Raw genomic sequence first — 26,637 nt, 5'->3', positions numbered from 1 at the left:
AAAAGTACCCTATTGAATTGGCGGATGACAAAAAATGCGATCAAATAGGCACGAAAACATGTTACACATCTTCAAAGAACTTGTCATGCGCTGCTTGTACCACTCCTTTACACCTAAATATATGTTCAAATGAAGGCTTTGGCGGCGAAACAACAAAAAGGGTTTTTAGTGAAAAGTAAGAAAACGCTTACATATAGTTTCACTAAAATTATTTATTCAATTTATCTTGGAAACTACACAATCTGACGAAAATCTACAGAAAAACTTACAAATAAAAAATCAGTCTGCATACAATTGTCTAAACAATTCCCATTATTGTAGACAATCTCCAAATCGTAGGATAGCTGAAAGGTCACCATGCCTCCTCGGAGAATAGTCATAAAAAATGATTTTGAAGAGAGAAGTAGCCGTGAAAATAATTTTTTTGCTCATTGTGAAGCAAAGAGTCTCCTTGTATACTGTGGCTATGTAAACAGGGGAAGGGATGTCAGTCATTTGAGTTTAAACCAGCTTGTCAAAAAAGACGCATTTATTTTGATTTTTATGATCGTCATTGTGCCGCTTGCGGGAGAGCTGAAGTTTTATCCTGTGAATGAAACATTTCGCATTAGTTTTGGGGCACCTGCGTTTTTCTTTTGCTTATTACTTTTAAGAAAATCAAGACCATTGCTGCCAGGGTTTTTAACAGGCGCAGCCATTGTTCTATTTCGGGTAGGTTTAGACCTTATTCAGCAAAAAGCTGATTTGGCTCTGTCATTTTATCAGCAGTTTCCGAGCTTCTTTTTTTACTTTACTTATGCTTTGCTTTTCTTTGTTGTCCGTACAGGACGTTTCAAGCAACGTTCCATTTTTATTGGGCTGATCGGACTGATGATTGAACTGCTTGCTGATTTTGTTGAGCTGTTTGTACAATTTTTAGTGTTTGATACAACCATGACTTTCTCAAAGCTGAGTGATATGATCCTCATTGCATTTGCTCACAGCTTCGTGGTCATCAGCTTTTTTAATATGATGAGGCTGTATGAGGCACAATCAAGAGAGAAACAAATCATGAAGCAAAATGAGCATATGATGATGGTCATTTCAAATTTATATGAGGAAACAGTTCATTTAAAGAAAACGTTAAATCATACAGAGCACATAACGCAAGAATCCTATCGGCTCTATCGTCTGCTGAATGAACATGAGGCGGGAAGGAAAGTGAGTCAGGAGCTGCTCAAGCTTGCAGGGGAAATACATGAAGTCAAAAAGGACAATCAGCGTATTTACGCTGGGCTTTCAAAGCTGATTTCAAAGGAAAATATGCAAGATTATATGAGGGCAGAGGATCTTGTTCAAATCGTGATTCGCATTCAAGAGAAATATGCGCTATCTCTCGGGAAGAACATTTCCTTTACATCTGATATAAAAGGCATTCACTTGCATGAGTATCATGTGTTCATTTTTTTATCGCTGATTAATAATTTAATGGCAAATGCAGTTGAAGCAATCAAGGATGATGGAGCCATCTCACTCGTATTGAAAGGCAGTCATGATAAAATAGAGGTTCGGGTTGAGGATGATGGACCGGGTATTCCTGAGAAATTGAGAGAGATTGTATTTGATCCTGGATATACCTCAAAATTTGATGCATATGGAACACCGTCAACTGGGATTGGCTTATCCTATGTGAGAGAGCTGGTTCAAGAGCTGGACGGTCAAATCCAGATTGAGCAAAAAGAAACGAAAGGAACAGCTTTTCAGCTTGTCCTTCCGATAAAAAATTTAATACAGAGAGGGTGAGTGTATGCGATTTTTCATTGCAGATGATGATCGTGCAATACGCTCGATTTTAGGTCAGATCATCGAGGATGAGGATTTGGGAGAGGTCGTGGATGAGGCTGATGATGGTGTTGGATTAGAGGCGCATTCATTGAACCTGAAAAAAGTAGACATCCTTCTGATTGATCTTTTAATGCCAGCTAGAGACGGCATTCAAACCATACGTCATATTCACCCTGAATTCAAAGGCAAGGTCATCATGATATCTCAAGTAGAAGCAAAAGAGATGATGGCAGAAGCCTATGAACTTGGAATTGAATATTATATTCATAAACCTGTCAATCGAATTGAAATTGTCAGTGTCATTCGAAAGGTCATGGAGCGGATCAAGCTGGAAAAATCAATTTACGATATTCAAGCTTCTCTTCGACATGTGCTGCCATTAGAGCCAGTGATTTCTCATGAGACAGGTACTGGATCAAAGCGAAGAACGATGAAAGAGGCAGGAGAATTCCTCCTATCTGAATTAGGAATTGTCGGAGAGAGTGGCTCTAAGGATTTACTAGAGATATTGATCTACTTACATGAAACGCAGACAGCCAATTCTCATGAGGTGAATTTTCCGCCATTAAAGCAGCTATTTATCAAAACGGCGGAACGAAAGCTTGGTCGTGGTGCGTCGGATGTGGAAGTGATGCGGGAAGTGAAAGCAGCAGAGCAGCGAATTAGACGAGCCATCCATCATTCCTTAAATCATTTCGCATCACTAGGGCTTACAGATTTTTCAAACCCTAAATTTGAGCACTATGCGTCGAAGTTTTTTGATTTCACTGATGTCAGCCAAAGAATGAAAGAAATGCAGAAGACTTCTTCATCCGCAGGGTCAACAGGCAGAGTCAATACGAAAAAGTTCGTGCAAATCTTTTATTTTGAAGCAAAGCAGCTATTCGAAGGGATGAGCTGAGGGAAATCTATTGGAATGATTGGAGAAAATAAACAGAGACAGAGTGCTTTTGACTATGAGTCGCCTTGCTCTTTTAGACGTCTTTGTTATTTATCTGATCATTCTGATTTTTCTTTTTTCTTGAAAATAAAACTCTCCTGTGCAATCGTTTGTTAAAATAGTGAGGTTAGACTAGAATGTCGGAGGTTTTATTTTGGGAAAAATTAAACGAAATGCGCTCTGCCCATGCGGAAGCGGAAAAAAATATAAACATTGCTGTGGTCAAAAGTCAGGCGGAGAACAAACGTCTGAGCTTGTGTTTAAGGAAGCTGTACAAGTTCAAAAGGATTTAATGAATTATGCGTTCTCTAAGCATCAGAGAGCGATCAATCAATTCATTAATGAGTTTTCTTTCCTAGCAGATATGGATAAAGAAACGCAACAAATCTCAGTCTTTCATTTGAGTGTATGGGGCATTTTCTTCCGCCCATTAACAGATAAGAAAGAGACCATCTTCCAAGAATTCCTGACAAAAAAAGCAGAAGATATTACCCGTCCTAAAACAAGACAAGTGGTGGAATCTTGGACAGACATGGAGCCATCTTTGCTTTTATTAAATGAAAAAACGGACGAGTCTCTTTACTTTGAGAATATGGTGACAGCTGAGAAGGTTGAAGTTGATGTGAAGCCGGATCAAACCGTGCTGCCAGAGAAAGGCAGCCTTGTTCTTGGTTTCCCTGTTCAGTTTGAAGAAAAAGCAGAGTTTTTCATTCAATATACGATGTTCGCGAAAGAGTTTACTGATACGCTTCTTCTTCAGGTTCGCCAGCTCGTTGAAGCACATGAGGCAAACGGAGGAGCACGTAGTACATTTATGAGAGAAGCCTTCCCTGAAGTGCTGAAGTGTATGTTTGCGAAGCAAGAAGTTGAAGAAACAGAAGCGCCTGCTCAAACAGAAGGAAATACAGTAGGACTATCAGCAGATCGTATGGAATGGGCTAGTGACGTTCAGCTGGAAACAGCCAAGCTAATTGAAGACGGGATGAAAGAGCACGGTGACCAAAGCCTGACAGATGGCGCTTTAACGGTTTGGAAAGCTTACTGTGATCAGAAAGCACCTGTGATCCGTAAAGCGGCGTCATTTGCTGCGGGAATCGAATATTATATTCATTCACTTGCAAGCGATGCCCCGCTTTCTCAAGCACAAGTTGCTAAAAAGTATGGCATTAGTGCGTCCACTGTATCGAGCCGATTTAAAGACATTGAAAAAGCGGTCAAAGAAGAGCAAGAGACGACTGTATCATAGCATGAAAAAAGACGCGGCACCTTTCAAGGAGCCAGCGTCTTTTTTTCATCATCTTGTTTTAATAAAACCACTCATGTATTGCTCTGTATTATAATCATTGAGGTCAATTTTCCACTGACCATCTCCGTTACGTTTCATTTTCACTTCATACTCAGCAGGGCTTGAGACTGGAGGAAGCTTTTCAAACTCAGATGCGTACATATTCAAGCTTTTCTTATACAATTCTTCTTTCGAACGGATTTTGCCGTTGTAAAACTCATCTCTTTGTTTGTCTAGTTTGTCTTTTAAGTTAGAAGCATCAATACCGGTTACTTGAGCGACAACCTTCGCTTCGTCATCTGAGATGGTTTTCACACTTGTTTCCACTTTCGCTTTATCCTTCATTGTATTTTGCATGCGTTTGTACATGGATAAAATATCGCGGTCACTGACTTCGTTTCCGTATATGCCTGCACTTCTCTTGAAGTCTTTCACAAACATTTCGTGATATTTATTAACGACATCTGATTGATTGTCACCTGTTAATTCTGAGAATTGATCATTCTTTTTGTCAAAAACAATGATATCTGTATAAGCAGATAGTGCTTTTGCTGGGTTATCTAGCTTTTTCGCTGTATCCAGTATCTTTTCGCCATCTAGTTCAATTTCGATCGAATCGCTGTTTTTCTTGATGCTATCTTGGTACACGAACTGATATTTTTTGCCTTTATCTACTAGGAAATAAAGAGCTCCTGATAGTGATTTCCCTTTGTTCAATGACCCAAGATCAAGGCGGTCTTTACTGCCGTAGAATTTTAAATCAGAGACTTTGGCATCGTCCTGATAAAGGGTGAAATCAGAGTTATATAATGAAAGGGCTTTGTCACCTTTGTTCGTGATCGTCAGGTTGACTTTTAACACCAATTCATTGTCCCGCAGGGTAGTTGTTGAGTCTTCTGGTAACGTATATTCGTAGCTATTCACTTTTACCTCTGCTGTTTTTGTTGATTTTTGGTCAGCCTTTGTTGATTTTGCTGAGCTCTGGCAGGCTGCAGAGATGATCATCACGAATGAAATCATGAGGAGTGCACTTATTTTTTTAAGATTCACAGTTGATGCTCCTTTGCTTTTCTTTCGTCATTTTCTTCCCGCTATCTGACTAAGAAAAAAGAAACAGATAGAATGGTATATTCGGGTGTTAAAGGGGAAAATCTCCTAATGACGATTTGCACTATTCATTCTATCGAATTTCATTCGTGATGAGGAATAGGTTTTAGTCCCTATCTTTAATAGATTTTTACACAAATACCTATAAAAAACGGAATTTAATAAGTAAAATATACTAGTTAATAAGAATTAATTTATCTATTTATCATGGGTTTTAAATGTTTTTTGTATAAAATTCTTGAAATGGAGGTAGTTTTCATTTCAAAAGATGTGTTAGAATTCACATCGCAAAACTTTTTTCTTTCAAAGCGTCCACCTCCAGATTGATTTTCAGAGAGCAGAATACTTGAATGTTGAAAATGATTCATGGGAAAATAAGGATGATTAAGCAGATAAGGGAGATGAGCTTTTGAAAAAAGTAACGCTTGGACGAACTGATTTACAGGTGAATCCGATAGGGCTTGGAACAAATGCAGTAGGCGGGCATAATTTATTCCCGAATCTGAGTGAAGATGCAGGGCGGGAGCTAGTAGAAACAGCTCTTGATCATGGTGTCAATTTCTTAGATTCTGCTTTTATTTATGGGCTGGGCCGTTCAGAAGAATTGATTGGCGAGATCATTGCCAAAAGAGGCGGCAGAAAAGAACTGGTTCTTGCGACAAAAGGGGCTCATAAAGAAGTAAACGGACAAATTGAACTGGATAATAGCCGAGATTTCTTAAGACAGCAGGTCGAAGACAGCCTGAAGAGGCTGCAAACCGATTATATTGATTTGTACTATATGCATTTCCCAGACGGTCGCACGCCGCTGGATGAAGTAGCCGGTACTTTAAAGGAATTGAAGGATGAGGGGAAAATCCGGGCAATTGGGGCATCAAACCTTGATTTTGAACAGCTTCAAACCTTTAATCGAGATGGATACCTAGACGTGCTTCAATCAGAGTATTCTCTGCTGAAACGTCAGGCCGAGCAAGACCTTCTCCCATACTGCGTGGAGCATGGGATTTCCTTTATCCCTTATTTTCCATTGGCGTCAGGCCTGTTGACCGGGAAGTTTACAAAGGATGCGACATTTGATGATATTCGAGCAAAGGACCCGCTTTTCCAAGGTGATGCTTTCCTTCAAAACCTCGAAAAAGTAGACAAGCTGAAGGCCATTGCGCAATCAAAACATGCCGAAACAGCTCATGTAGCGCTGGCGTGGCTATTGGCGCAGGATGGCATTGATGCCATAATTCCGGGTGCAAAACGAGCCGAGCAAGTCTTACAAAACTTGAAAACAAACGATGTTCAGTTAACAAAAGAAGAAATCAACGAAATCGATCAGATCTTTTCATAATATAAAAAATAAGGTGCCAAGCAGCACCTTATTTTTTTATGCCATTGTGAGAGGAATCTTGATCACGAGCCTCAGGTTTGGAGAACGATACGTAAAATCAAGCGTGCCGTCTGCCTTTTCAACAAGCTGATGAATGATATAAGTACCCATACCTTGATGATCACCGCCTTTTGTCGAGCGGCCAAACGTCTTAAACAGATGATCTAATACGTGTTTTTCCATTCCCTTCGTACTGTTTTCACAATGAATCAAAAAGAGCCCGCTCCGTATGGAAGTCGTGATCGAGATGCTTCCCTCGTTCCCAGCTTGCTTCGCTTCAATGGCGGCGTCTAATGCGTTATCAAGCAGGTTGCCAGTAAAACTCACCTGATCCGCCTTAGAAAAAGGCAGAGAAGAAAAGGGTGCTTGAAGATCTAGTGAAAGGGCGATGTCCTCTTTTTCAGCCCGCTGGAAAAAGGAATGAAGGGTTGAGGCCAAATAAGCATTTTCCCCTTTGATCCAAGGGAAATGTTTCACATATTGCTGAATCAAATCTTTGATCTCATGCTCGTCATTCGATGCGGAAAAGGCATTTAAATGTCTAGCTGTTTCATGGTGTTTACTTCGCAGCTCAAGCAGCAAGTCATTGGTTCTCGACTCAGCATGAATCAGCTCTTGAAGCCGTCCATTTAATCGTTGCTCCGTTTGCATTATCTTGAAGGAAAGGAGATCGGCTGTCAAAATGATGATGACAGTTAAAAGATGGCTTAGTCCATTTCCATGCGTGAGAAAAAGTGAAATGCCTGAACAGGTAATGAGCACAAAAGCGCCTAATATCATGTAACCATTCATACCTAGCCAAAACCTTTTGTAAATGAAAAAGGTGTAAAGGCACAAGATGCAAAAGGTCAGAAGCCAAACCATGCTTGATGACAAAGGCAGAACAGCTTTAGCAGAAGCTTGAACTGCAAGACCCAGCCAGATGAGCGTATATATGCGAAATCCAAGATAGAAAGCGTTCACGTTCGTTCTCCTTAAAAGTAGTATTTCTTAAAGTATTCTAATTGCTGCTTCGTCATCATGGCTTTTTTATCAGTCCCTTCAAAAGACACGATAAATGAATTTTTGGCATACGCCGAAAAGTTCTTAATGTAATGAATATTGATGATAAACGAGCGGTGGGAGCGGATAAAGTCTTTCTCAGCTAAATCACCTTTTAACTCGTTGAGAGTTTGGTATGTTTGAATATCTCCTGTTGTTGTGACAATGGTCGTCGACCTGCCAGTACGTTCAACAAAGATGACATCCTTTTTTTGCAGTACATGGATATCTGATTGCTGTTTGATGAGAAGCCGTCCGTGAATGCTTTTCTCCTGCTTGGTGGACATGTAGCGCTCTAAGGATTTGGCGATTCGATCAGCTTGATAAGGCTTCATAATATAATCATGGACATTCAAATCAAAGGCATGGACAGCATACCCACTGTTTCCCGTCACAAATACAACATCCACATTCAGTGCATGAGAGTGAATAAGGTCTGCTAATTCATAGCCTGACATGCCAGGCATCTCAATGTCTGCAAACAATAGATCAATGTCTCCCTGTTTGACCTTCTCATATGCCTCCTCCGCTGACTGCGTCACAAAAACGATGTCAACGGCATCCATTCTGCCGACAATGGCATGCAGCTTTTCTAAATCCACTCGGTAATCATCGACAAGACCTACTTTTATCATAAAAATCACCTATGACTCTTCTTATTATTTGTCTATTTTACCATTTGTTTTTTAAAATGGATCATTTCAAGACAGAAAAAGGACGATTCGCGACATTTTTATGTCAGTCAGGCGGTATTTTTTCTATCATAGACGTAGATAGTCGAAAGGGGCGAACCAAATGATTACTCTCAGCGATTGTAGTTGCTGGTTTACAGATAAGAAAAAAGTCGTAAAGGCGATGAAACATATGACGTTCTCCGTGAAGGAAGGAGAAGTCGTCGGCATCTTAGGAGAAAATGGTGCAGGGAAAACCACATTATTACGAGCCGTTGCGACATTATTGGAGCCTACGCATGGAACAGTCAATGTTGCAGGCTTTGATACAGTCAAAGAAGCAACTGAAGTGAAGAAGCGAATTGGGGTCTTATTTGGCGGCGAGACGGGACTTTATGACCGTTTGACGGCTCGTGAAAACCTTGAATACTTTGGGAAATTATATGGCTTAGATCAGCATGAAATCAAAGCAAGAATTGAGGATTTGGCAAAGCGATTCGGGATGAGGCAGTACATGGATCGCAAGGTAAAAGGATTTTCAAGAGGGATGAAACAAAAGGTGGCGATTGCCAGAACATTGATTCATGACCCTGACATTATTTTGTTTGACGAACCAACAACAGGTTTAGATATCACATCGAGTAATATTTTCAGAGAGTTTATTCATCAGCTGAAACAGCAAAATAAAACGATTCTATTTTCAAGCCACATCATGGAAGAAGTCAGCCTGCTTTGTGACAGTGTCATGATGATTCATCAAGGGGAGCTCGTGTACAAAGGAACGCTTCCAGAATTATATGCACAGGAACAAAGTGAAGACTTGAATTACATCTTTATGTCGAAGCTCGCAAGGGGGAATGTATAATGTGGAAAACCGTCTTTTTAAAAGAAATGACAGATTCTCTCAGAGACAGGAAAACGTTGCTCTTAACAGTGTTGATCCCTCTTTTGACGATGCTCGGACTCGTGTTTTTCTACGAAAGCATGATCGCTGATCCAGGCGATAAAACGTATACAGTCGCAATCAATGAAAAGCTTCCGTCCGATATGAATGACATGATCAAAGAAGTGAAAAACCTGAAACTTGAAACATTTGATGACCCGCAGCAAGCCGTTAAAGACGGTGAGGCAAATGCTTATCTAGAAATACCAAAAGATGCAGGCGATATGCTTCAGCATCAAACATCGTTTGCCATTAAAGTCCATGGGTATCCAACAGATGATGATTCAGTGATTGCGGTTCAAATGCTGCAATCGTTGCTGGAGCAATATCAAAATCAAGTCGTAGAAAAGCGTTTGGCACAGGATCAGATCAAATCGTCAGTGATTCATCCGTTTGAGGTGCAATCGGTTGATGTGCAAGAAGGAGAGGACGGGGATGGAGAAAACGGTGTGACCACCATGCTGCTGTCGATTCTCCTTCCAATGATTTTAGTGACGTCCGTGATCTCAGGTGCTTTGCCAGCTGCGCTTGATATCGTAGCAGGTGAAAAGGATAGAAAGTCAATTGAAGCTTTATTCCTGACACCGGCCAGCAGACTTCAGCTTTTAATTGGAAAATGGCTAGCTGTTTCTATGTTTGGTATATTAAGTGGCATTGTGGCGATTGGTATGCTGCTGCTCTCTACATTGCTCTTTACAGAAAAGCTGAAACAAGCGCTGAACTTCGGAGATCAAGTATGGAGCATCATCGGTGTTATGTTTGCGGCATTAATTATTTTCTCATTCATGGTATCCATGATTGAACTGCTGCTCAGTGTCGTTTCAAGCTCAGTGAAAGAAGCACAGTCGTACATGTCCATGATTATTACACTAGGTGTGATTCCGATGTTTTTCACCATGAGAGCAGGCGCTACGCAGCTAGATACGTATTACTTTGCGATCCCATTCCTTAATATTCACGCACTATGCAAGCAATTGATGTTTGGCATCGTTGACCCAATGTCGATTGCCCTGACGCTCGGCTCCTCGGCGCTGACAGTGATGATTTTGTTTGTCATCGTGAGAAGTTTGTTTATGAAAGAGAAATGGATGCTGGCGAAATAGAAAGAACATTTCATTGATAGAAATGAAGAACTTGTAGATTTTTTCTACAAGTTTTTTGTTTTGTATGTTTAAGTGAGTGATAAAAAAGGGCTGATAGAATTGAGAAATGCAATTGATAGAGCTTTAGGTTCTGTTGCACATTTATTCCAATCTGACTATGAAGGCGATGAAACTTATATTGCTTTAGTAGACGATGAGCAAAGGTTCGAGAAATTAATCACTCCTTATGTAGAGGAATACATACAAGAAGATGATGCAGTTGATCCGATTGACATCATAAAAGGATATGATGCTGAAAAGGGGAATTTATCTTCATAGTATGTTGTATCCTTTTGTCAGTATACGCCTTACAATAAGGAGGTGCGAAAATTGCCCGCAGCTTTCAGTTATGGAATCACCTGTTTCATCGCTTTTCTACTAATCATTTTCGTTCTCACCCATAAAAAACTAGAAAAAAAATTAGATCTCACAATTTTGATTGTAGTAGCCACCACATTATTGATGGTGAATGTCTTGTGGGTGTGGGTCACCATTTTCTTCCTTACTTGCTTGTATGTCGGAATCAAATATAGACATCAATCGAAAAAAGACTAAAGAAAACCCCCGGGAAACGGGGGTTTTTCTTTAGTTCTTGATGAACTTTTCAACCAATGAGCTTGTTTTGTAGTCGTTCAAATCAAGTTTCCATTGGTCGATGTCGTTTTTCTTCATGTTCACTTCTACTGTTTCTTCAGAAGATGATGGTCCTAATTTTTTAAATTCATCTGGATAGATAGAAAGTAGATATTTCTGTGCATCATCATAAGATGCTGTACGATTTTTGCTGTAGAATTCAGTTGCTTTTTCTTTTAAACGATCGACAAGCGGGCTTGCATCAATTGGTGTAAGTGTCACAGTCACGACAGCTTTATCACCGCTGATTGATTTTGTTTTCGTTGATACTTTTGATTTTTCAGCTAATGTTTCTTTCACAGCTTTTAGAAGCTTATCAAGGTTTTCGTCTTTTGCTGAGCTAGATGAAATACCAGAAGAAGAAATGTAGCCTTGTTTGAATGATTTATCAAATTCGTTGACGACAGTTGATTTGTTATCACCTGTTAGTTTTTCGAAATCGTCATTTTTCTTACCAAAGATCATGACATCAATATAAGAAGAAAGGGCTTTTGCAGACGCTTGAAGTGTATCTGCCTTTTTCATCAAGTCTTTTCCTTTAATATCGAATTCTAGTGTTTTGTCATCTTTTTTCGATCCAGAACCAGGCTCTGCGTAAACCAATTGATAGTCTTTTTCTTTATCAACCACAAAGAAAAGACCGCCTTTTGATACTTTACCTGCATTTAGAGAGCTTGAAGATAATACTTCGTTGTAGTCATCAGGAGAGATGGTAGACACCTGAGCGTCATCTTGGTAAAGCGTAAAGTTGCTTTTATCCACATTCAATGGTTCTTTGCTGATGTTTTTTACAGATACATTCACTTTTAGGACATATTGATCATCCTGAACAGATGTATCGTATTGAGGTGGTAAAGTGTACTCAGCACTTTCTACTTTTACTTCAGCTGCATCAAGGGATTTTTTTGTATCGCTTTCTTTCGCAGCAGTTTTGTCTTTTCCACCACTACAAGCAGCAGCGACAACAGTTACACACAAAATCAGAAGAAACAGGGATAATTTCTTTTTAAACATGAGATGTTTTCCTCCTCGGGTTTTATGGTGAATTTCATTGGAAAGCTTTAGTTCATATCATTCTTTTTGCACAAAAAGAAAAATACTGTATGTTTTTTACTGTAGAATGAAGCGAAAGTACTGTCAATACCTCAGTGCGTTCGAAAGGTTCATCCACTTCAAGTAGTAAAAATGACACTATGTTGAGAGGAGAAATGTGTATTTTATTGTTTGAAATCTCCTGTAAAAACTCAACATTTTATATTTTAAGGTTTTGAGTCGGATTATTGAATAGGTTCAAATGACTGTTTTTGAAGAAGATGTAGCAAATAGAAGGATTTTTATGACTTGTAAATGAGTCGTTAGTAATGAATATTTTTTCCTGTGATGTGTATGATCACTAGGTTTGTGTGTTGTTGACAGAGAGACACTTGTCCAGCGAAATGTTGAGGTATTTAGACAGGCTCTCGACACGGAATGTGTCTTTTCCCTTCAAAATGGCAGTCATCTACACAGAAACCCTACATAAAATAAAAGAGAAATGAATGGGAGGTGGATGTATGGCAGTGGTAAGAGCGACAAGCTCTGATATTGATTTAATGGCCAGACTGCTGAGAGCCGAAGCGGAAGGTGAAGGGAAACAAGGGATGCTGCTTGTAGGAAATGTAGGCATCAATCGTTTGCGTGCCAACTGTTCTGACTTTAAAGGGCTGCGTACGATTCCACAAATGATTTACCAGGAGCATGCGTTTGAGGCAGTCACGCATGGTTATTTTTATCAGCGAGCACGAGAAAGTGAAAAGACACTTGCACGGAGGAACATTAATGGTGAACGATTTTGGCCTGCGAAATTCAGTCTTTGGTATTTTAAACCGCCTGGAAATTGTCCATCCACTTGGTACAATCAGCCGTTTGTGGCAAGGTATAAGTCACATTGCTTTTACCAGCCCACAGCTGAAACTTGCGAGAATGTTTATAACACCTTTTAGCTTGATGAACAGCACAATCCTTTGTATTCAAGAGGATTGTGTTTTTCTTTTTTTCAAAATGGGTAACCATTGTGTATCAACAAGATGAAGCACGTGATTGGAGGAAATGAAGATGTATCAAGATTTAAAAGGGAAAACAGCCATTGTGACAGGTTCTTCTAAAGGGATTGGACAAGCCATCGCCTTGAGGTTTGGACAAGAACAAATGAACGTGGTTGTGAATTATAAAGGTGATGAAGAGGGTGCTGAAGAAACGGTACAAGCCATTCAGCAGCAAGGGGGTCAAGCGGTGAAAGTACACGCTGATGTCTCCAAACAGGAAGGAATTCAGGCGTTAATGGATGCCGCGCTGGAGAATTTTAACGCATTAGACGTGTTCGTCAATAATTCGGGATTTAATGGTGAAGAAGCAATGCCGCATGAAATGACGCTGGAACAATGGCAAAAGGTCATTGATGTGAATATCACAGGCTCATTTTTAGGAGCAAAGGCAGCGATTGCCTATATGATGGAACATGATGTGAAAGGATCAATCTTGAATATATCCAGTGTCCATCAAGAGATCCCGCGTCCGTTCAATGTTCATTACTCTACTTCTAAAGGAGGAATGAATATGATGACGAAGACGCTGGCTCTTGATTATGCCGAAGCGGGTATTCGGGTCAATGCGATTGCACCAGGTACAATGGCAACGGAATCAAATGACGACCTTCAAGATGAACAGAAAAAACAAAAGCAGCTTGAGAAAATTCCAATGAGAACGTTTGGCGATCCGAAAGAGATTGGGTCCGCCGCTGCATTTCTCGTATCGAAAGAAGCGGCCTATATTACAGGTACTACATTATTTGTTGATGGAGGAATGACGCTTTATCCTTCTCAATTAAATGATGAATAATAGCAAAACATCCGCCCCATTAGCCGGCGGATGTTTTTTCTTTGTAGCGGTGTGCTGCTTTTGCTGGTTTGCCGAGCAGCATAGGATACTTGCTCAAGAAAGAGATACATGGCACCATGAGCAGCAATGTACCGATCGTATAAAAGAGCGTCCAAGAAAGCTGCGCTGTATCAGAGATATTGATGCCTAGTCCGTAATAAACAAATGCCTTCATGATATCGAGACCGGCAAATTGCAGGACGAGAATCACAATGGAATGACGTCCGAGATACGTCAATATCGTGGACGTTTTCAATTTGAAGCTTAAATAAATAACAGCAGCTGAACCGAGCAGTGCACAAGCATAAAAAATGAATAGATCCCCATAGTCATTGACCCGCATATCAATTCGTGAATTAAAGCTTTGCATATATGCAGTCAGTACAAGCAGACCTGTACATAACAGAAGGGTAGGATCTGTTTTTAATTCCACAAACCATTGTTTTGCTAAAAATCCGATTGAATAAAACACAACAGCCGTTAACGCAACATTGGCATTCCAAGGGAGACTCTGGTTTAACAATAGCGTGGAAGCATATCCGGCTCCACCGCAAAGGACGGTCAGTAAAATCAATACAGCTGGTTTTCCTTTTGTCAGACGATGCATTAAGAAAAACAACATTTCTACTAAAAAGAGCGTCGTTAAAAACCAGATGGCTGGGTTATGCGTCAGTCTTGCTTCATCGGCATTTGAAATGAAAATTCCCGTAAATGGAACGAAGGGATCAATATCTGTTTGCCCTTTAAAGGCGAAAAATCGGGTCACCGTGAACCAGAAAACGTACGTAATAATGGAGAAATAGAGATAAGGTAAGAGCAAGCTTTTCGCTTTTTTCTGTATAAATGACATAGCAGGTTGTGAGGATGATCGAAACATCATACCTGATAGTAAAAAGAAGAGTGGCATATGAAAAGAGTATATAAATTGCTTGAATGAATCAGGAATGGGTACATGCGCCATAACGACGAGCAGAATGCCGATTCCTTTAGCCGCATCCACCCAGTCGAGTCGTTTATTCATGGCCAGTCATCTCCTTCCATCTCAGCATTGTAAACCGTTACTTCATATGTACCTCTACTATATAAAAGGTACACCTACAATGCGTTTACAGTTCGCTAACGATTAGAAGACACATTTGCGATCAGATGACAGAAGGAAGCGTTTTGACATCTCGATGTTACATTTCCCATTTTTTATGACAATGTAAAAAAAGAAGCCAACGAAAGATTGGCTTCAAAATAGTTCTGCGATTCGTTCGAAGGAACGCTGTTTTTCCATTGGATCAAATGAATTGTTTAATATCATGATCTCGCCTGTTTGATAGCGGTCCATTAAGATTTGCAGCTGTTCTTTCACTGTTTGCTTTGAGCCAACAATCATTCGCTGGCGGTTTTGTAACACTTTTTTCTTTTCTTGTTCAGTGTAATGATAGTTCTCTGCTTCTTCTATAGAAGGAACGTGACTGTCCAGCCCTTTTTCAACCCGAAGTAGCCATAAGTCTGTACTGGTGGCAATGCGGCTTGCTTCCTCGTCTGTGTCTGCGCAGATCACAAAGACAGCAAACATAGACTGAGGCTGACGTGAGAAAACGGATGGAGAAAAGTGTGACCGATACGCTTCAAAAGCTTGCTGGCCTCGTGCAGGATGAATAAAATGTCCGAAAATATAGTTGATTCCAAGTGATGCCGCCTGGATGGCACTGTTTTCCCCGAGTCCAAGCAGCCAGACTGGCGGATAAGAATCAATGAGCGGAGCCGCTTTCACTCCTGCATGCCGATGACCAGAAGGCAGGCTGTCAGATAAGTAAAAAAGAAGGTCCTCCAGCTGGCGGTCAAATTGAGACAGTTCTTTCTTCACGCCGTCTGTCAAAGCGAGTCTCGTCCGTTCAATTCCGCCTGGGGATTTACCAACCCCGATCTCAATCCGCCCAGGGTAAAGGGCTTCAAGCTGGCGGGTGACTTCTGCTACTTTAAAAGGGCTGTACTGCGGGAGTAAAATCCCTCCAGAGCCTGTGCGCAATGTCGATGTGTGTGAAGCAATATGTGCCATTAATATTTCAGGTGCTGTACTCGCGAGTCCTCTCGTGCTGTGGTGTTCAGCAAACCAATACCGCTCATACCCCAGTGTTTCCGCAAGCTTGGCCAGCTCTGTCGTATGAACCAATGTTTCTTGTGCGGATTGGCCTTTAGGGATGGCGACTTGATCTAATATATGAAGTGATGGCATCATCAACACCCTTTCATCAATACGTTGAATTCTATCCATAAGTATAAAGAAAGTCATGAACGGAAGGAAATGAAAGGGTTTATCACAGCTATGTACATGAATTTTCTATATCAACATATGAAGTGGATGCGCGCCCTGTTTTTAAGCGAGAGGCTTTGTAACGGGAACATTCGACAATGTTTCACATGAAACACTTCTTTTACGACATGAATCATTTTTGCCATGGATCTTTCTTTAAAAAAATATCATCATATTGAAACCTCTTTTATACATAGATCGTATATACTAGTAAATAGAAAAAAGAGTAAGAGGCTCCAATGTCATTTCATGAATTTTGTCGAATTTTCATGTATGATGATTTTAATAGGGTCCATCGCTTAATAAATAGATTTTTATTATGCTGGAGGAGTGATTGATTTGGCGATTACATTAGAAAAAGGTCAACGTATTGATTTAACAAAAGGAAAAGCAGGACTAACCAATATTCTAGTTGGACTTGGCTGGGACCCTGTATCACAAGGCGGCGGTTTTCTTGGAAAGCTGTTTGGCGGCGGAGGCGGCGCTGATATTGATTGTGACGCTTCAGTGCTGATGCTGAAAAATGATAAGTTTGTTGAAAATAAAGATCTGATTTACTTTGGTAACTTGAAAAGCAAATGCGGCAGTGTTGAACATACAGGTGACAACCTGACAGGTGAAGGAGACGGAGATGATGAACAAGTCCTCGTCAACTTAAGCAAGGTACCAGGCAATGTGAATAAATTGGTGTTCGTTGTGAACATTTATGATGCACTTAGAAGAAACCAACACTTTGGTATGATTCAAAATGCTTACATCCGAATTGTTGACCGTTCAAACAATCAAGAATTAGTGAAATATAATTTGAAAGATGAATATGCAGGTAAAACATCATTAATCGTTGGAGAGCTTTATCGCCACGAGAATGAGTGGAAGTTTGTAGCTGTAGGAAATGGTACAAACGATGCGAAGCTTGCCGATATTACGAGAAACTACATTTAATTAGAAGGGAGAGGTTCCTAGTGGGAATTTCTTTAGCGAAAGGTCAAAAAATTGATTTAACAAAAACGAATCCAGGTTTAACAAAAGTAGTCGTAGGTCTTGGCTGGGATGTAAACAAGTATGATGGCGGACATGACTTTGATCTAGACGCAAGCGTATTCCTTTTAGATGCAGCAGGGAAAGCAAACTCTCCATCTGACTTTGTCTTCTACAATCAAACAACTGGCGGTGGCGGAAGTATCGTACATACAGGCGATAACCGTACAGGTGAAGGAGACGGAGATGACGAGCAGGTCAATGTTGATCTTTCAACTGTACCAGCAAGTATTGAGAAAATCTCCTTCGTCATTACAATCCATGATGCAGAAGCACGCAGCCAAAACTTTGGACAGGTGTCTAACGCTTACGTCCGTATTTTAAATGCGGCATCAAATGAAGAGCTCATTCGCTATGATTTGGCGGAAGACTTTTCAATTGAAACAGCGATTATTGTAGGTGAATTATACCGTCATGGCGGAGAGTGGAAATTCTCAGCTGTTGGATCAGGCTATCAAGGCGGACTTGCCCGCATTGCAACAGACTTCGGCTTAGATATCGGGTAACGCCCGTTTTCATATTTTCAGAAGATAGGAGAGATACGAATATGGCGATTCAGCTTTCAAAAGGACAACGTGTCGATTTAACGAAAACCAATCCAGGGCTGACAAAAGTGATGATCGGACTTGGCTGGGATACGAATAAATATTCAGGCGGAGCCGAATTTGATTTGGACGCTTCGGCTTTCTTAGTAGATGCAAACAATCGTTGTCAACAAGATACAGACTTTGTGTTCTATAATAATCTGCAGCATCCAAGCGGCAGTGTTACTCATACCGGTGATAACCGTACGGGTGAAGGAGATGGAGATGACGAGCAAATTCTCGTTGATTTCTCGAAAATTCCTGCTAACATTGATCGTATCGGAATTACAGTGACGATTCATGATGCAGAGGCACGCAGCCAGAATTTTGGACAAGTCTCTAATGCATTTGTTCGTGTTGTAAATGAAGAGGGCGGGGAAGAATTGATTCGTTTTGATTTAGGGGAGGACTTCTCAATTGAAACAGCTGTCGTCGTATGCGAACTATACAGACACGGCAGCGATTGGAAGTTTAACGCAATCGGAAGCGGATTCTCTGGCGGACTTGCAGCTCTTTGTCAAAATTATGGGTTAGAAGTGTAAAGAGAAGAAACAACTTCATTCAAGAGGCGCTGCCAATGACTCATATGAGGGTATTTTCCAAAGTGAGAAAGAAACAGCGATCAAGAATAACAGCAGGCGAAAGCCTGCTGATGCTTCTACACTTATAGGAGGAAAACCAGTTGGACATTTTGAAACATATGTTGGACACGTATGCCTCGTTTTTTGATTGGCATATGTGGGCAGAGGTATTAACAGACCCTGTCTCTTGGGGGCTTATTGGGACCCTTGTCGTGCTTGAAGGTTTGTTGTCAGCGGATAACGCACTTGTATTAGCTGTAATGGTGAAACATTTACCTGAAAAGCAGCGTAAAAAGGCATTAACCTACGGATTAATTGGCGCTTATTTCTTCCGTTTTCTATTTATTGGCGTAGGGATGCTGCTTATTAAGTTTTGGTGGATTAAGGTACTAGGCGCTGCATACTTAGCTTGGCTGGTCATTAAGCACTTCTGGTTAGGTGACGGAGATGACGAAGCGAAGGAATTGAAAAAAGAAGGCTGGATGATTCGTGTATTTGGCGTCTTCTGGGCAACTGTTATTTCTGTAGAAATTATGGACCTTGCCTTCTCGGTAGACAGTATTCTTGCTGCATTCGCTGTATCTGAGGAAGTATGGATTCTTCTTTTAGGTGGAATGCTTGGAATTCTCATGATGCGTACAGTGGCACAATTATTCCTTGTGCTCATCGACCGTATACCAGAGCTTGAGAATACGGCATTTATTCTCATTGGAATTATTGCCATCAAAATGGGCTTAAGTGCTGCTCATATTGAAATCCCGCATCTTGCATTCTTTGCGATTATTATCCTAGCGTTTATCGGAACGTTTATTGTTCATAAAATCAATAAGAAGAAGCATCAAGGTGTAACAAACGAAGCTGCGGCTTCAAAAGAAGAATAGGACGATCAAAAAGGAATGGAGTTGACTAGCGGCTCCATCCTTTTTTGAATCATCAAGTCATTACAACAGGAGGTGGCACTGCATGCGATATTTTCGTTTTTTATCAGAGACGAGGCAGCACGATATTTTTTTTAAGCGGCCGGCGGCAGTTCATTCATCGACGCCAAGGCATGTACTTGCGCATGCATTAGGTGCTACTTTGTATATGCCTGCGACAAGACAGGATGTAGCAGACATGCTGCTTTCGCAGAAATATGAAGCGCTTTGCTCTGTTGTGTTTTGCTTGGAGGATGCCATTGGTGATCAGGAAGTGGACATGGCTGAACAGAATATAGTGGCACAATTGACCTGCCTTTCTGAGACAATTCATCACTCTCCAGAAATAGCTGAGCATTTGCCGCTTTTATTTATTCGAGTTCGTTCGCCCAAACAACTGCTCAAAATGGCAGATTTGCTCGGTCCCTCTCTTCATTTACTGACTGGTTTTGTGTTTCCAAAGTGCTCCGTTCACAATGCAAAGGAATATGTGGACAGTTTGAAACAGGCTTCAGCACAAACTCAGAAAACACTATACGGAATGCCCATTTTAGAAACACCAGATTTATTAGAAAAAGAAACGAGATATCAGGTGTTGTCTGAATTAAAGCAGATCATGCTGAATGATGAGGAATATATTTTGAATATTCGCATTGGAGCAACGGATCTGTGTGGATTATACGGCATTCGCCGTGATCGCGAGACCACCATTTATGAGATCAGAGTCATTTCTGAGTTGATCACAGATATCATCAATTATTTTGGTCGTTCATTTGTGATATCAGGTGCTGTATGGGAGCATTTTGGACCGGCACGAAAAGAACAAAATCCATTCATCCGTGCAATTTCTAAGAGCGGTGAATCTTCCTCATCTGAACTCGATCATATGCAAGGTCTGCTCAAAGAGACAAAGCTGGATGTGGTAAACGGTATTCATGGCAAGACAGTCATCCATCCAACACATCTCAAGCCAGTTCAAAGCATGTACGTTGTCACAAAGGAAGAGTACATGGATGCATTAAGTATTTTAGAGCATGCAGATGGTACAGTCGGCGTGATGAAGAGTACCTTCTCCAATAAAATGAACGAAACGAAGCCGCACTATCGCTGGGCGGAAAACATTTTAATGAAGTCAGACATTTACGGGGTGTTTCATGAAAATAGAAGCTATATCGACATACTCACAGAAGCAGAAGCCACATACGCTGAACATCTTGGAACATATGGAGGTGGAGCTTAACCTCAAAGAGGGTACGCTTCAGCTTGAAAAAGAACATCTTTTTGACATGGCGGCACGGGTGAACAAAAAGAGAGCCTTTTTATTTGTTAGCAAGGTGCTCGGGAAACATATGCCTGTTCACCCGTTGAAACCACTCCTCGTCTCAGGTCTTTTGGCAATGGCTTATGCAAAAGAACAAACAGGCAAGACGCCCCCGCATCAAGACGATGTAGTAGAAGCACTAAAAACGAATGATCATGTTAAGTTAACTGAAGCCTATGCTGCGCTCAAAAAAGAGAAGCTTTCGGCGGTAAACGAGCCGATTGTGATTGGCTTTGCTGAAACGGCAACTGCGCTTGGTCATGGTGTGTATGACGTCATAGAAGGAGCCTCTTACATTCATACGACACGTGAACAGCTGTTGGATTTTGATCCTTCACTCGTATTTGAAGAGGAACATTCTCATGCGACAGATCAGCTTTGCTACGCAGATGACGCCTTACTTCGGACGGATCGCCCGATTGTGCTAGTAGATGATGAGGTCACGACAGGCCGGACAAATATGAATATTATTCGGGATCTGCACGCAAAGCACCCTAGATCCTCTTATACGATTCTATCCATTTTAGATTGGAGAACAGAGGAGCACGAGGAAGCGATGCTTCAGCTTCAAGAGGAGCTAGGGGTAAATATCACATCATTATCTTTATTAAAAGGGCAGATGATGTTTCGGGGGACAACGCTGGATGAGCCTGCTTATTCGTATGAAATTGCTGCGCAAGAGAAAAGACCTGAACTCTCTTTTCATTCTCTTCAATCCTTCTTTAAGCAAGTGCCATATTCACTTTCCCATGCAGTCAATCCGGCGGGGCATTCGCCGTATATCCATGAAACAGGTCGTTTCGGTTTAAGCGCAGTGGACACGGACGCCATTGATCAAGCAACTGCTGAGGCTGGGCTGAAGCTTCAGCGAGAACGAAAAGGAAAACAGACACTCTGCTTAGGAACAGGAGAATTGATGTATGTGCCGATGAGACTTGCAGCTCATATGGGCGAAGGTGTCCTTTTTCATTCGACGACAAGAAGTCCGATTCATCCGGTTGAAAAGGAAGGGTACGCCGTTCAAAACGGATTCGCATTTTTGAGTCCAGAGGATGCCCGCATTCAGCATTACGTGTACAATATCCCTAAAGGTCAGTACGATGATGTCTTTTTGTTTTTTGAGAAAAAGGTGTCTCAAGAAGCTTTGATGCCGCTGATCCACTTATTTGCCGAGCGGCATGTGAAGCATGTGCATATTGTGACTTTATCAGATGAGAGGTGAAGGTGAATGGCTAACGTGTATACAAAGATGGGAAGCTATCCAGAGCAGGACGTAACCTTCTTACTCAAGGATTTATCATCGATTGAGATGGAGAAAAGTACAGAAGAGCGAGAGCGCTCTATTCAAAGCGGTGCCCATTACTCAGAAATGCTGCCAATTGAATATAAGCCGACGGCATCTTATATGGACTTATTCTATCAATCTCTTGAAGAAAGTAAGCAAAAGGTAGCGGAAGCCGTAGCGATTGTCGCAGAACAAATTGTGAAAAAGCGAGGATTTCAAACCGTTCTGTGCAGCTTGGCACGGGCTGGGACACCAATCGGGGTGCTCATTAAACGGTATATCAGAAAGACGTATGGTCTCGATTTGCCGCATTATAGCATCTCTATTATTCGTGACCGCGGAATAGATGAGAATGCGCTGCATTATATACTCAAAGAACATCCAGGTTTTGAGATTGCCTTTATTGACGGTTGGACCGGAAAGGGTGCTATTTCCAAAGAGCTTCAACAAGCGGTGCTTGATTTTGAACAGAAATATGGAATTCGTCTTTCGAGTGAGCTAGCTGTGCTGGCTGATCCTGGTTATTGTACGAGTGTTTACGGAACGAGAGAGGATTTCCTCATTCCAAGTGCCTGCTTGAATTCAACGGTCTCTGGCCTAGTTAGTCGAACGGTGCTAAACAACCGCTGGATCCATGCCGATGATTTCCATGGGGCTAAGTATTATGAAGAGCTCATTGATGAGGATGTCTCTAATTTGTATGTCAATACAATTGAAGAAGCGTTTTCTGAACTTGATGCAAATGTACAAGAGAAAGCAGAGACCCTGCTCGCACAAGGAACGCCTCCTGACTGGCGGGGGATGACCTCCATTGAAGCAATTGGTCAGGAGTTCCAAATTGACAATACGCATTTGATTAAGCCGGGCGTCGGTGAGACGACCCGTGTGCTGCTAAGAAGAGTTCCTTGGAAAATACTCATTCAGCCAGGATCTCGGGAAAAGCTCAAGCACATTTTACTACTCGCAGAGGACAGAGGCGTGCCCGTGATTGAATATGCTAACATGTCCTACACATGCTGTGGGCTCATCCGCCCGTTGGAGCAATCGTCATGAAGAACATGGCATTTGCCAGTGACTTAGACCGGACACTGATATACTCACATCGAATGCTGGAGCAGTATGCATACAAGGGAGCATACGAATTAATTGAGGTGCTGGACGACCGGCCGCTTTCCTATGTGTCGATTGAAACGAAAGCATCCTTACAGGCAATTCATCAAGCAGGCTGGTTTATCCCAGTGACGACAAGAACGACAGCACAATTTGAACGAATCACTCTCTTTCAGCAAGAGATCAAACCAGAGTATGCCGTCACGACAAACGGCGGCTGTATCCTTCATCATGGCAAGCCGCTTGAGGAGTGGCAGGCGATTGTAGATGAGAGACTGCAAGAGTGTATGCCGGTGAGAGATATGCTGCGGGCGATCTCTGAACTTCCGGTTGCCGCTTGGGTGAAACGTACTCGAACAGCTGAGGGAAGATTTCTTTATTTAATTATGAAAGACGAGTTTCTTTCTCATATTCCGCTTGCTGAATTAAGGCTGTGGGGTGAGGAGAGAGGCTGGCAGGTTTCCCTTCAGGGCCGGAAGCTATATTTTATTCCAAAGCCGCTCAATAAGTGGGCTGCTGTTGCTTTTCTAAAAGAAAGGCTACACCTTGAATATGTATATGGTGCGGGCGACTCCTTGTTAGATGTTGATCTCATACGTCAAGCGGATAAAGGCTTCGCTCCGAGTCATGGGGAAGTCTTAGATGTTGATCTATCGCTTGAACCGACGACAGCCTCTGGCATGGCGGCGGCAGACGAAATCGCCGCTTCTGTCGCAAAGAAGATGAACACGGCAAAAAAGCCTTCGATTCGATAGCAGAAGTAGAAGGCTGAATGATATGATAGTAGTAGCTTTCGAGAAAATATAGGAGAAAGGAAGGAGCGGCGTGAGTTATAAAGAAATCAACGTAACCCAGACACGGGCGAAACAGGAAGCCTGGAAAAACCTGCTGAAAAAGCCGCTCCCTGAACGAGACGGCTACGTCAAGGACGAGCACACCTTATCCTTGCCGCGTCTCGCCGCCCGTGTCCTTGGAACTCCGCATGATGCAACCGATTATTTTATTTATTTACATGAATTATACGAAACTGACGGCATGCATATTTTAAGTGAAACCCTCAACCGGCATATTGAGCCGGAGCACTTTCAAGCGCTCCAGCGGATTCATATGATCAATCAGGAAGAAAAGGGATTGTCCGTGAATCGATTTGTGGCTTTCTTAGACGGTGAACAGCTCATTGTGCGTCATCCAAACCCAGTGATGAACCGGCATATTCGTCTTTCGTTAATTCAGGTGTTTGAACATTTCAAGCAGTTGCATGAAGGGGGATTCCAGCATCCTGATTTCCGCCGTGTGCTGCTAGATGTAGTGAAGTTTTCAAATAATCATCTAGGACCATGGCTGAAGGAAGGCAATATGGAAGAAAAAATGCCAGCTGTCATTTGGTATGGAGAGGCGAATAAAAGTCAGCTTTATTTTCTTTACTATGTCATGCTGATTGGCTGTGATGTGGTGCTGTTTCATCCAGAAGGCAAGGATCAATTTCGTGAATTAGATCCAGAAGAAAAGCTGACTTTTATTGATCAGTATCCAGGGACGTCAAAGCTTGAACCGTTCCCTACTGAAAAGCCTGAGAGGAAATCAACGGTGGCGTACCGTTCGACAAGAGAGCTTGAAGAGGTACTTCACACAGAAGATTCCATGCTGTATAAGCCATGGCAATTCAGAGATCATACCCCTCATTCTATTACGCTAAAGACAACGTATGATGAGCTGTTTTTAATTGCGAAGGAACGGTCGTTTATCCGCCCGAATTTCAAAGCAGACCGTGACACCATACAGATTCCGAATCTTTTTGCGAAGATGATGGGGGTGACGAGAGACAAGCGAGAATATTGGGACCGTATCCATACGCTAATGGAGGGGAAAGAAACGAAAACGATTCGTCATTTCCCTTTCACACAAGAAGTGTCTTCGAATTATCAATTTCATTATCAGCATGCACTCTCTAAAGCAGAAGAGGTTGACCCTGATTTGTTAATGAAAAGCAATGTGTGGCAGTTCTCGCATTTGTATGAGGGCACGCAGCGTGCGATCGCAGAGGCCATTTCTCGCATATGTCAGCATCCGAAGCTGTTAAAAGAAGGCCATGAGACCGAATTAGATGTGCGTATTTATTTATTCAAGCAGCTTTTGCATATGAACCAAGATGTAATTGAACTCATTCAAACCTTTGATTATGCCCAGACTGTACCGAAAGTGATTTTATACCATACGGAATATAATGGTGAGCTGACTCGTTCTGATGCGGCTGCCCTGATTTTCCTAAATGAAATGGGTGTGGATCTCTTCGTGTATCATCCCGCCGGCTATCAGTGTATAGAGCGGTATATTGACGATCAATTATTTGATACACATTGGCTTGATGAAATGGTCATGAACCAAGAGTTTAAAGAGCCGTCTATTGTGAGAAAGTTATTTCAATCCATTAAAAACCGATAAGGAGATCAAAGCTTATGACAAATACAAACGGAAATGACATCATTTCAATTGATAAAGAGGAAATCACGATTGAAAAGGCAGACGATATTCGCGTTCAGCTGCGCAATGAACCAGAAGTCCAAAACATTGCGAGACAGATTGATGCCAAAAATCAGCTTGAACTGCTTGAATACGGAAAACAGCCGGCTGTCGAAATCTCTAAGTTTTCTGACCGTATCCTCTCTATGATGCGTTCAACAAGTGTCACAGACTCAGGAACGATGCTTACACAGCTTGGAAAGATTATGGATCGGTTTGATAAAAATGATTTTGACGAGCCGAAGGGCGGTTTGTTATCAAAAATCTTTAAACGCGGCGGCAGCATGATCGAGAAGATTTTCAGCAAATATCAAACGCTCGGTGCAGAAATTGAAAAAATCAATGTGGAAATTAGTAAATACAAAGATGAAATGACCAAATCGACGGTCACGCTTGAAGAAATGTATGAGCATAACATTCAATACTATATGGAGCTTGAAAAGTATGTCGTCGCAGGGCAAATGAAGATCGAAGAATTAAAACAATTGGTTCCTTCTTATGAAGAAAAAGCGGCGGGGGGAAACCAGCTGGCACAAATGGAGCTAGATACGCTTCGTAATGGAATTCAAGCGCTTGAAGAGCGTGTATATGATCTTGATATGGCACGGATGGTGGCACTTCAAACGGCACCGCAAATCCGTTTGCTACAGCGTGGTAATACGAAATTAATCGGGAAAATTAACTCTGCCTTCATCATTACGATTCCAATTTTCAAAAATGGAATTATTCAAGCGGTGACAGTGAAGAGACAAAAGCTTGTGGCTGATTCCATGAGTGAACTGGACAGAAGAACGAATGAAATGCTGAAACGAAATGCTGAAAATATCTCAAGTCAAAGTGTTGAGATTGCTAAATTATCAGGTCGTCCAAGCATCGACATTGAAACGATCGAATCATCCTTTAATACGATTGTACAAGGGATGAAAGAGACGAAGCAGATTGAAGAAGAAAACAAACGATTACGTGAGGACGGAACAAAACGTATGCTTGAGCTTCAAGATAATATTAAGAAAGCTGCCCTAGAGTCCTAAAAAAACAGGCTGTCTGTAACGAAAGTTGCAGGCAGTTTTTTCATGAATTTGATTAAAATTTGAGA

At 41.5% G+C, this 26,637-nt stretch carries 24 protein-coding genes and 1 pseudogene; 19 read left to right on the top strand and 6 right to left on the bottom strand.

What is annotated here, in order from left to right; translation table 11 throughout:
• Positions 1-495: 495 nt before the first annotated feature.
• From ACRRMM_RS15735 to ACRRMM_RS15725, 3 genes are all read left to right on the top strand, one after another.
• Positions 496-1,782: an ATP-binding protein gene (locus ACRRMM_RS15735; protein WP_146271353.1), complete on the top strand. Its 1,287-nt coding sequence runs from the start codon at positions 496-498 to the stop codon at positions 1,780-1,782.
• Between the two features lie 4 nt (positions 1,783-1,786).
• On the top strand, positions 1,787-2,725 hold the full coding sequence (locus ACRRMM_RS15730) for a response regulator (protein WP_008342149.1): 939 nt from the start codon (positions 1,787-1,789) through the stop codon (positions 2,723-2,725).
• Positions 2,726-2,918: 193 nt separating this feature from the next.
• Positions 2,919-4,010, top strand: a complete 1,092-nt coding sequence (locus tag ACRRMM_RS15725) for an SEC-C metal-binding domain-containing protein (protein ID WP_017366546.1) — start codon at positions 2,919-2,921, stop codon at positions 4,008-4,010.
• A gap of 48 nt (positions 4,011-4,058) precedes the next feature.
• Here the strand turns inward: ACRRMM_RS15725 and ACRRMM_RS15720 are convergent, their stop codons facing one another.
• Positions 4,059-5,099 (bottom strand): DUF4352 domain-containing protein, encoded by a 1,041-nt coding sequence (locus ACRRMM_RS15720; protein WP_017366547.1) that lies wholly within the window; start codon positions 5,097-5,099, stop codon positions 4,059-4,061.
• A 466-nt stretch (positions 5,100-5,565) separates the two neighbouring features.
• On the opposite strand from ACRRMM_RS15720, the gene ACRRMM_RS15715 reads away from it, so the two are divergent.
• On the top strand, positions 5,566-6,495 hold the full coding sequence (locus tag ACRRMM_RS15715) for an aldo/keto reductase (protein ID WP_008342143.1): 930 nt from the start codon (positions 5,566-5,568) through the stop codon (positions 6,493-6,495).
• A 36-nt stretch (positions 6,496-6,531) separates the two neighbouring features.
• On the opposite strand, the gene ACRRMM_RS15710 is transcribed toward ACRRMM_RS15715, so the two are convergent.
• Together ACRRMM_RS15710 and ACRRMM_RS15705 are read right to left on the bottom strand one after the other, a co-directional pair.
• Complete coding sequence (locus ACRRMM_RS15710) at positions 6,532-7,326, bottom strand: sensor histidine kinase (protein WP_234884857.1); 795 nt, start codon at positions 7,324-7,326, stop codon at positions 6,532-6,534.
• A gap of 182 nt (positions 7,327-7,508) precedes the next feature.
• On the bottom strand, positions 7,509-8,210 hold the full coding sequence (locus ACRRMM_RS15705) for a LytR/AlgR family response regulator transcription factor (protein WP_017358602.1): 702 nt from the start codon (positions 8,208-8,210) through the stop codon (positions 7,509-7,511).
• A 160-nt stretch (positions 8,211-8,370) separates the two neighbouring features.
• Here ACRRMM_RS15705 and ACRRMM_RS15700 point away from each other — a divergent pair, with 160 nt between their 5' ends.
• From ACRRMM_RS15700 to ACRRMM_RS15690, 3 genes are all read left to right on the top strand, one after another.
• Positions 8,371-9,111 carry an ATP-binding cassette domain-containing protein gene (locus ACRRMM_RS15700; RefSeq protein ID WP_017366550.1) on the top strand — a complete coding sequence of 247 codons (741 nt, stop codon included), beginning with the start codon at positions 8,371-8,373 and terminating at the stop codon, positions 9,109-9,111.
• The gene (locus ACRRMM_RS15695) at positions 9,111-10,292 is read left to right on the top strand and encodes an ABC transporter permease (protein WP_017366551.1); all 1,182 of its coding nucleotides are present in this window, start codon (positions 9,111-9,113) and stop codon (positions 10,290-10,292) included. Before ACRRMM_RS15700 ends, ACRRMM_RS15695 begins: the two co-directional genes overlap by 1 nt.
• Before the next feature lie 99 nt (positions 10,293-10,391).
• The gene (locus ACRRMM_RS15690; protein ID WP_226650748.1) at positions 10,392-10,610 is read left to right on the top strand and encodes a hypothetical protein; all 219 of its coding nucleotides are present in this window, start codon (positions 10,392-10,394) and stop codon (positions 10,608-10,610) included.
• Between the two features lie 306 nt (positions 10,611-10,916).
• Here the strand turns inward: ACRRMM_RS15690 and ACRRMM_RS15685 are convergent, their stop codons facing one another.
• On the bottom strand, positions 10,917-11,978 hold the full coding sequence (locus ACRRMM_RS15685; protein WP_428828754.1) for a DUF4352 domain-containing protein: 1,062 nt from the start codon (positions 11,976-11,978) through the stop codon (positions 10,917-10,919).
• Between the two features lie 539 nt (positions 11,979-12,517).
• On the opposite strand from ACRRMM_RS15685, the gene ACRRMM_RS15680 reads away from it, so the two are divergent.
• Both ACRRMM_RS15680 and ACRRMM_RS15675 read left to right on the top strand, forming a co-directional pair.
• Positions 12,518-12,946 carry a cell wall hydrolase gene (locus tag ACRRMM_RS15680; RefSeq protein ID WP_008342138.1) on the top strand — a complete coding sequence of 143 codons (429 nt, stop codon included), beginning with the start codon at positions 12,518-12,520 and terminating at the stop codon, positions 12,944-12,946.
• Between the two features lie 112 nt (positions 12,947-13,058).
• A complete protein-coding gene (locus tag ACRRMM_RS15675) occupies positions 13,059-13,841 on the top strand; it encodes a glucose 1-dehydrogenase (protein WP_108611523.1) in 783 nt (260 codons plus the stop codon).
• 19 nt (positions 13,842-13,860) lie between these two features.
• On the opposite strand, the gene ACRRMM_RS15670 is transcribed toward ACRRMM_RS15675, so the two are convergent.
• Positions 13,861-14,901, bottom strand: coding sequence for an acyltransferase family protein (locus ACRRMM_RS15670; RefSeq protein WP_108611522.1), 1,041 nt, complete (start codon positions 14,899-14,901; stop codon positions 13,861-13,863).
• Between the two features lie 213 nt (positions 14,902-15,114).
• Positions 15,115-16,107, bottom strand: coding sequence for an LLM class flavin-dependent oxidoreductase (locus tag ACRRMM_RS15665; protein WP_108611521.1), 993 nt, complete (start codon positions 16,105-16,107; stop codon positions 15,115-15,117).
• 417 nt (positions 16,108-16,524) lie between these two features.
• On the opposite strand from ACRRMM_RS15665, the gene ACRRMM_RS15660 reads away from it, so the two are divergent.
• The 10 genes and pseudogenes from ACRRMM_RS15660 (at position 16,525) to ACRRMM_RS15615 (ending at position 26,572) form a co-directional block, all read left to right on the top strand.
• Entirely contained in the window at positions 16,525-17,127 is a 603-nt protein-coding gene (locus ACRRMM_RS15660) for a TerD family protein (RefSeq protein ID WP_008342134.1), read from the top strand.
• A 20-nt stretch (positions 17,128-17,147) separates the two neighbouring features.
• Positions 17,148-17,729, top strand: a complete 582-nt coding sequence (locus tag ACRRMM_RS15655) for a TerD family protein (RefSeq protein WP_008342133.1) — start codon at positions 17,148-17,150, stop codon at positions 17,727-17,729.
• A gap of 41 nt (positions 17,730-17,770) precedes the next feature.
• Positions 17,771-18,349 (top strand): TerD family protein, encoded by a 579-nt coding sequence (locus ACRRMM_RS15650; protein ID WP_007498343.1) that lies wholly within the window; start codon positions 17,771-17,773, stop codon positions 18,347-18,349.
• A 140-nt stretch (positions 18,350-18,489) separates the two neighbouring features.
• A complete protein-coding gene (locus tag ACRRMM_RS15645) occupies positions 18,490-19,269 on the top strand; it encodes a TerC family protein (RefSeq protein WP_008342130.1) in 780 nt (259 codons plus the stop codon).
• 82 nt (positions 19,270-19,351) lie between these two features.
• The gene (locus ACRRMM_RS15640) at positions 19,352-20,545 is read left to right on the top strand and encodes an HpcH/HpaI aldolase/citrate lyase family protein (RefSeq protein ID WP_046342549.1); all 1,194 of its coding nucleotides are present in this window, start codon (positions 19,352-19,354) and stop codon (positions 20,543-20,545) included.
• A pseudogene (locus ACRRMM_RS15635) lies at positions 20,529-21,862 on the top strand (phosphoribosyltransferase family protein). The gene ACRRMM_RS15640 and the pseudogene ACRRMM_RS15635 overlap by 17 nt, the downstream one beginning before the upstream one ends.
• Positions 21,855-22,964 carry a cysteine protease StiP family protein gene (locus ACRRMM_RS15630; RefSeq protein ID WP_046342552.1) on the top strand — a complete coding sequence of 370 codons (1,110 nt, stop codon included), beginning with the start codon at positions 21,855-21,857 and terminating at the stop codon, positions 22,962-22,964. The pseudogene ACRRMM_RS15635 and the gene ACRRMM_RS15630 overlap by 8 nt, the downstream one beginning before the upstream one ends.
• Complete coding sequence (locus tag ACRRMM_RS15625; protein WP_017366558.1) at positions 22,961-23,776, top strand: HAD family hydrolase; 816 nt, start codon at positions 22,961-22,963, stop codon at positions 23,774-23,776. The genes ACRRMM_RS15630 and ACRRMM_RS15625 overlap by 4 nt, the downstream gene beginning before the upstream one ends.
• Before the next feature lie 70 nt (positions 23,777-23,846).
• Positions 23,847-25,463, top strand: a complete 1,617-nt coding sequence (locus ACRRMM_RS15620) for a YceG family protein (protein ID WP_428828755.1) — start codon at positions 23,847-23,849, stop codon at positions 25,461-25,463.
• Positions 25,464-25,477: 14 nt separating this feature from the next.
• Positions 25,478-26,572, top strand: coding sequence for a toxic anion resistance protein (locus tag ACRRMM_RS15615; RefSeq protein WP_025206695.1), 1,095 nt, complete (start codon positions 25,478-25,480; stop codon positions 26,570-26,572).
• Positions 26,573-26,637: the final 65 nt, after the last annotated feature.

Origin of the sequence: Bacillus sp. XT-4, assembly GCF_050864245.1 — a bacterium.
Taxonomy (GTDB): Bacteria; Bacillota; Bacilli; order Bacillales; family Bacillaceae; genus Bacillus; species Bacillus altitudinis.
The sequence above is the reverse complement of the archived record's forward strand: the minus strand, read 5'-3'. Positions and strand labels throughout refer to the sequence as shown.

Coding starts and splice junctions, on each gene's coding strand:
- ACRRMM_RS15730 (WP_008342149.1), top strand. CDS start 1,787: ATGCGATTTTTCATTGCAGATGATGATCGTGCAATACGCTCGATTTTA.
- ACRRMM_RS15710 (WP_234884857.1), bottom strand. CDS start 7,326: ATGAATGGTTACATGATATTAGGCGCTTTTGTGCTCATTACCTGTTCA.
- ACRRMM_RS15705 (WP_017358602.1), bottom strand. CDS start 8,210: ATGATAAAAGTAGGTCTTGTCGATGATTACCGAGTGGATTTAGAAAAG.
- ACRRMM_RS15700 (WP_017366550.1), top strand. CDS start 8,371: ATGATTACTCTCAGCGATTGTAGTTGCTGGTTTACAGATAAGAAAAAA.
- ACRRMM_RS15695 (WP_017366551.1), top strand. CDS start 9,111: ATGTGGAAAACCGTCTTTTTAAAAGAAATGACAGATTCTCTCAGAGAC.
- ACRRMM_RS15685 (WP_428828754.1), bottom strand. CDS start 11,978: ATGTTTAAAAAGAAATTATCCCTGTTTCTTCTGATTTTGTGTGTAACT.
- ACRRMM_RS15680 (WP_008342138.1), top strand. CDS start 12,518: ATGGCAGTGGTAAGAGCGACAAGCTCTGATATTGATTTAATGGCCAGA.
- ACRRMM_RS15675 (WP_108611523.1), top strand. CDS start 13,059: ATGTATCAAGATTTAAAAGGGAAAACAGCCATTGTGACAGGTTCTTCT.
- ACRRMM_RS15670 (WP_108611522.1), bottom strand. CDS start 14,901: ATGAATAAACGACTCGACTGGGTGGATGCGGCTAAAGGAATCGGCATT.
- ACRRMM_RS15665 (WP_108611521.1), bottom strand. CDS start 16,107: ATGCCATCACTTCATATATTAGATCAAGTCGCCATCCCTAAAGGCCAA.
- ACRRMM_RS15650 (WP_007498343.1), top strand. CDS start 17,771: ATGGCGATTCAGCTTTCAAAAGGACAACGTGTCGATTTAACGAAAACC.
- ACRRMM_RS15640 (WP_046342549.1), top strand. CDS start 19,352: ATGCGATATTTTCGTTTTTTATCAGAGACGAGGCAGCACGATATTTTT.
- ACRRMM_RS15630 (WP_046342552.1), top strand. CDS start 21,855: ATGGCTAACGTGTATACAAAGATGGGAAGCTATCCAGAGCAGGACGTA.
- ACRRMM_RS15625 (WP_017366558.1), top strand. CDS start 22,961: ATGAAGAACATGGCATTTGCCAGTGACTTAGACCGGACACTGATATAC.
- ACRRMM_RS15615 (WP_025206695.1), top strand. CDS start 25,478: ATGACAAATACAAACGGAAATGACATCATTTCAATTGATAAAGAGGAA.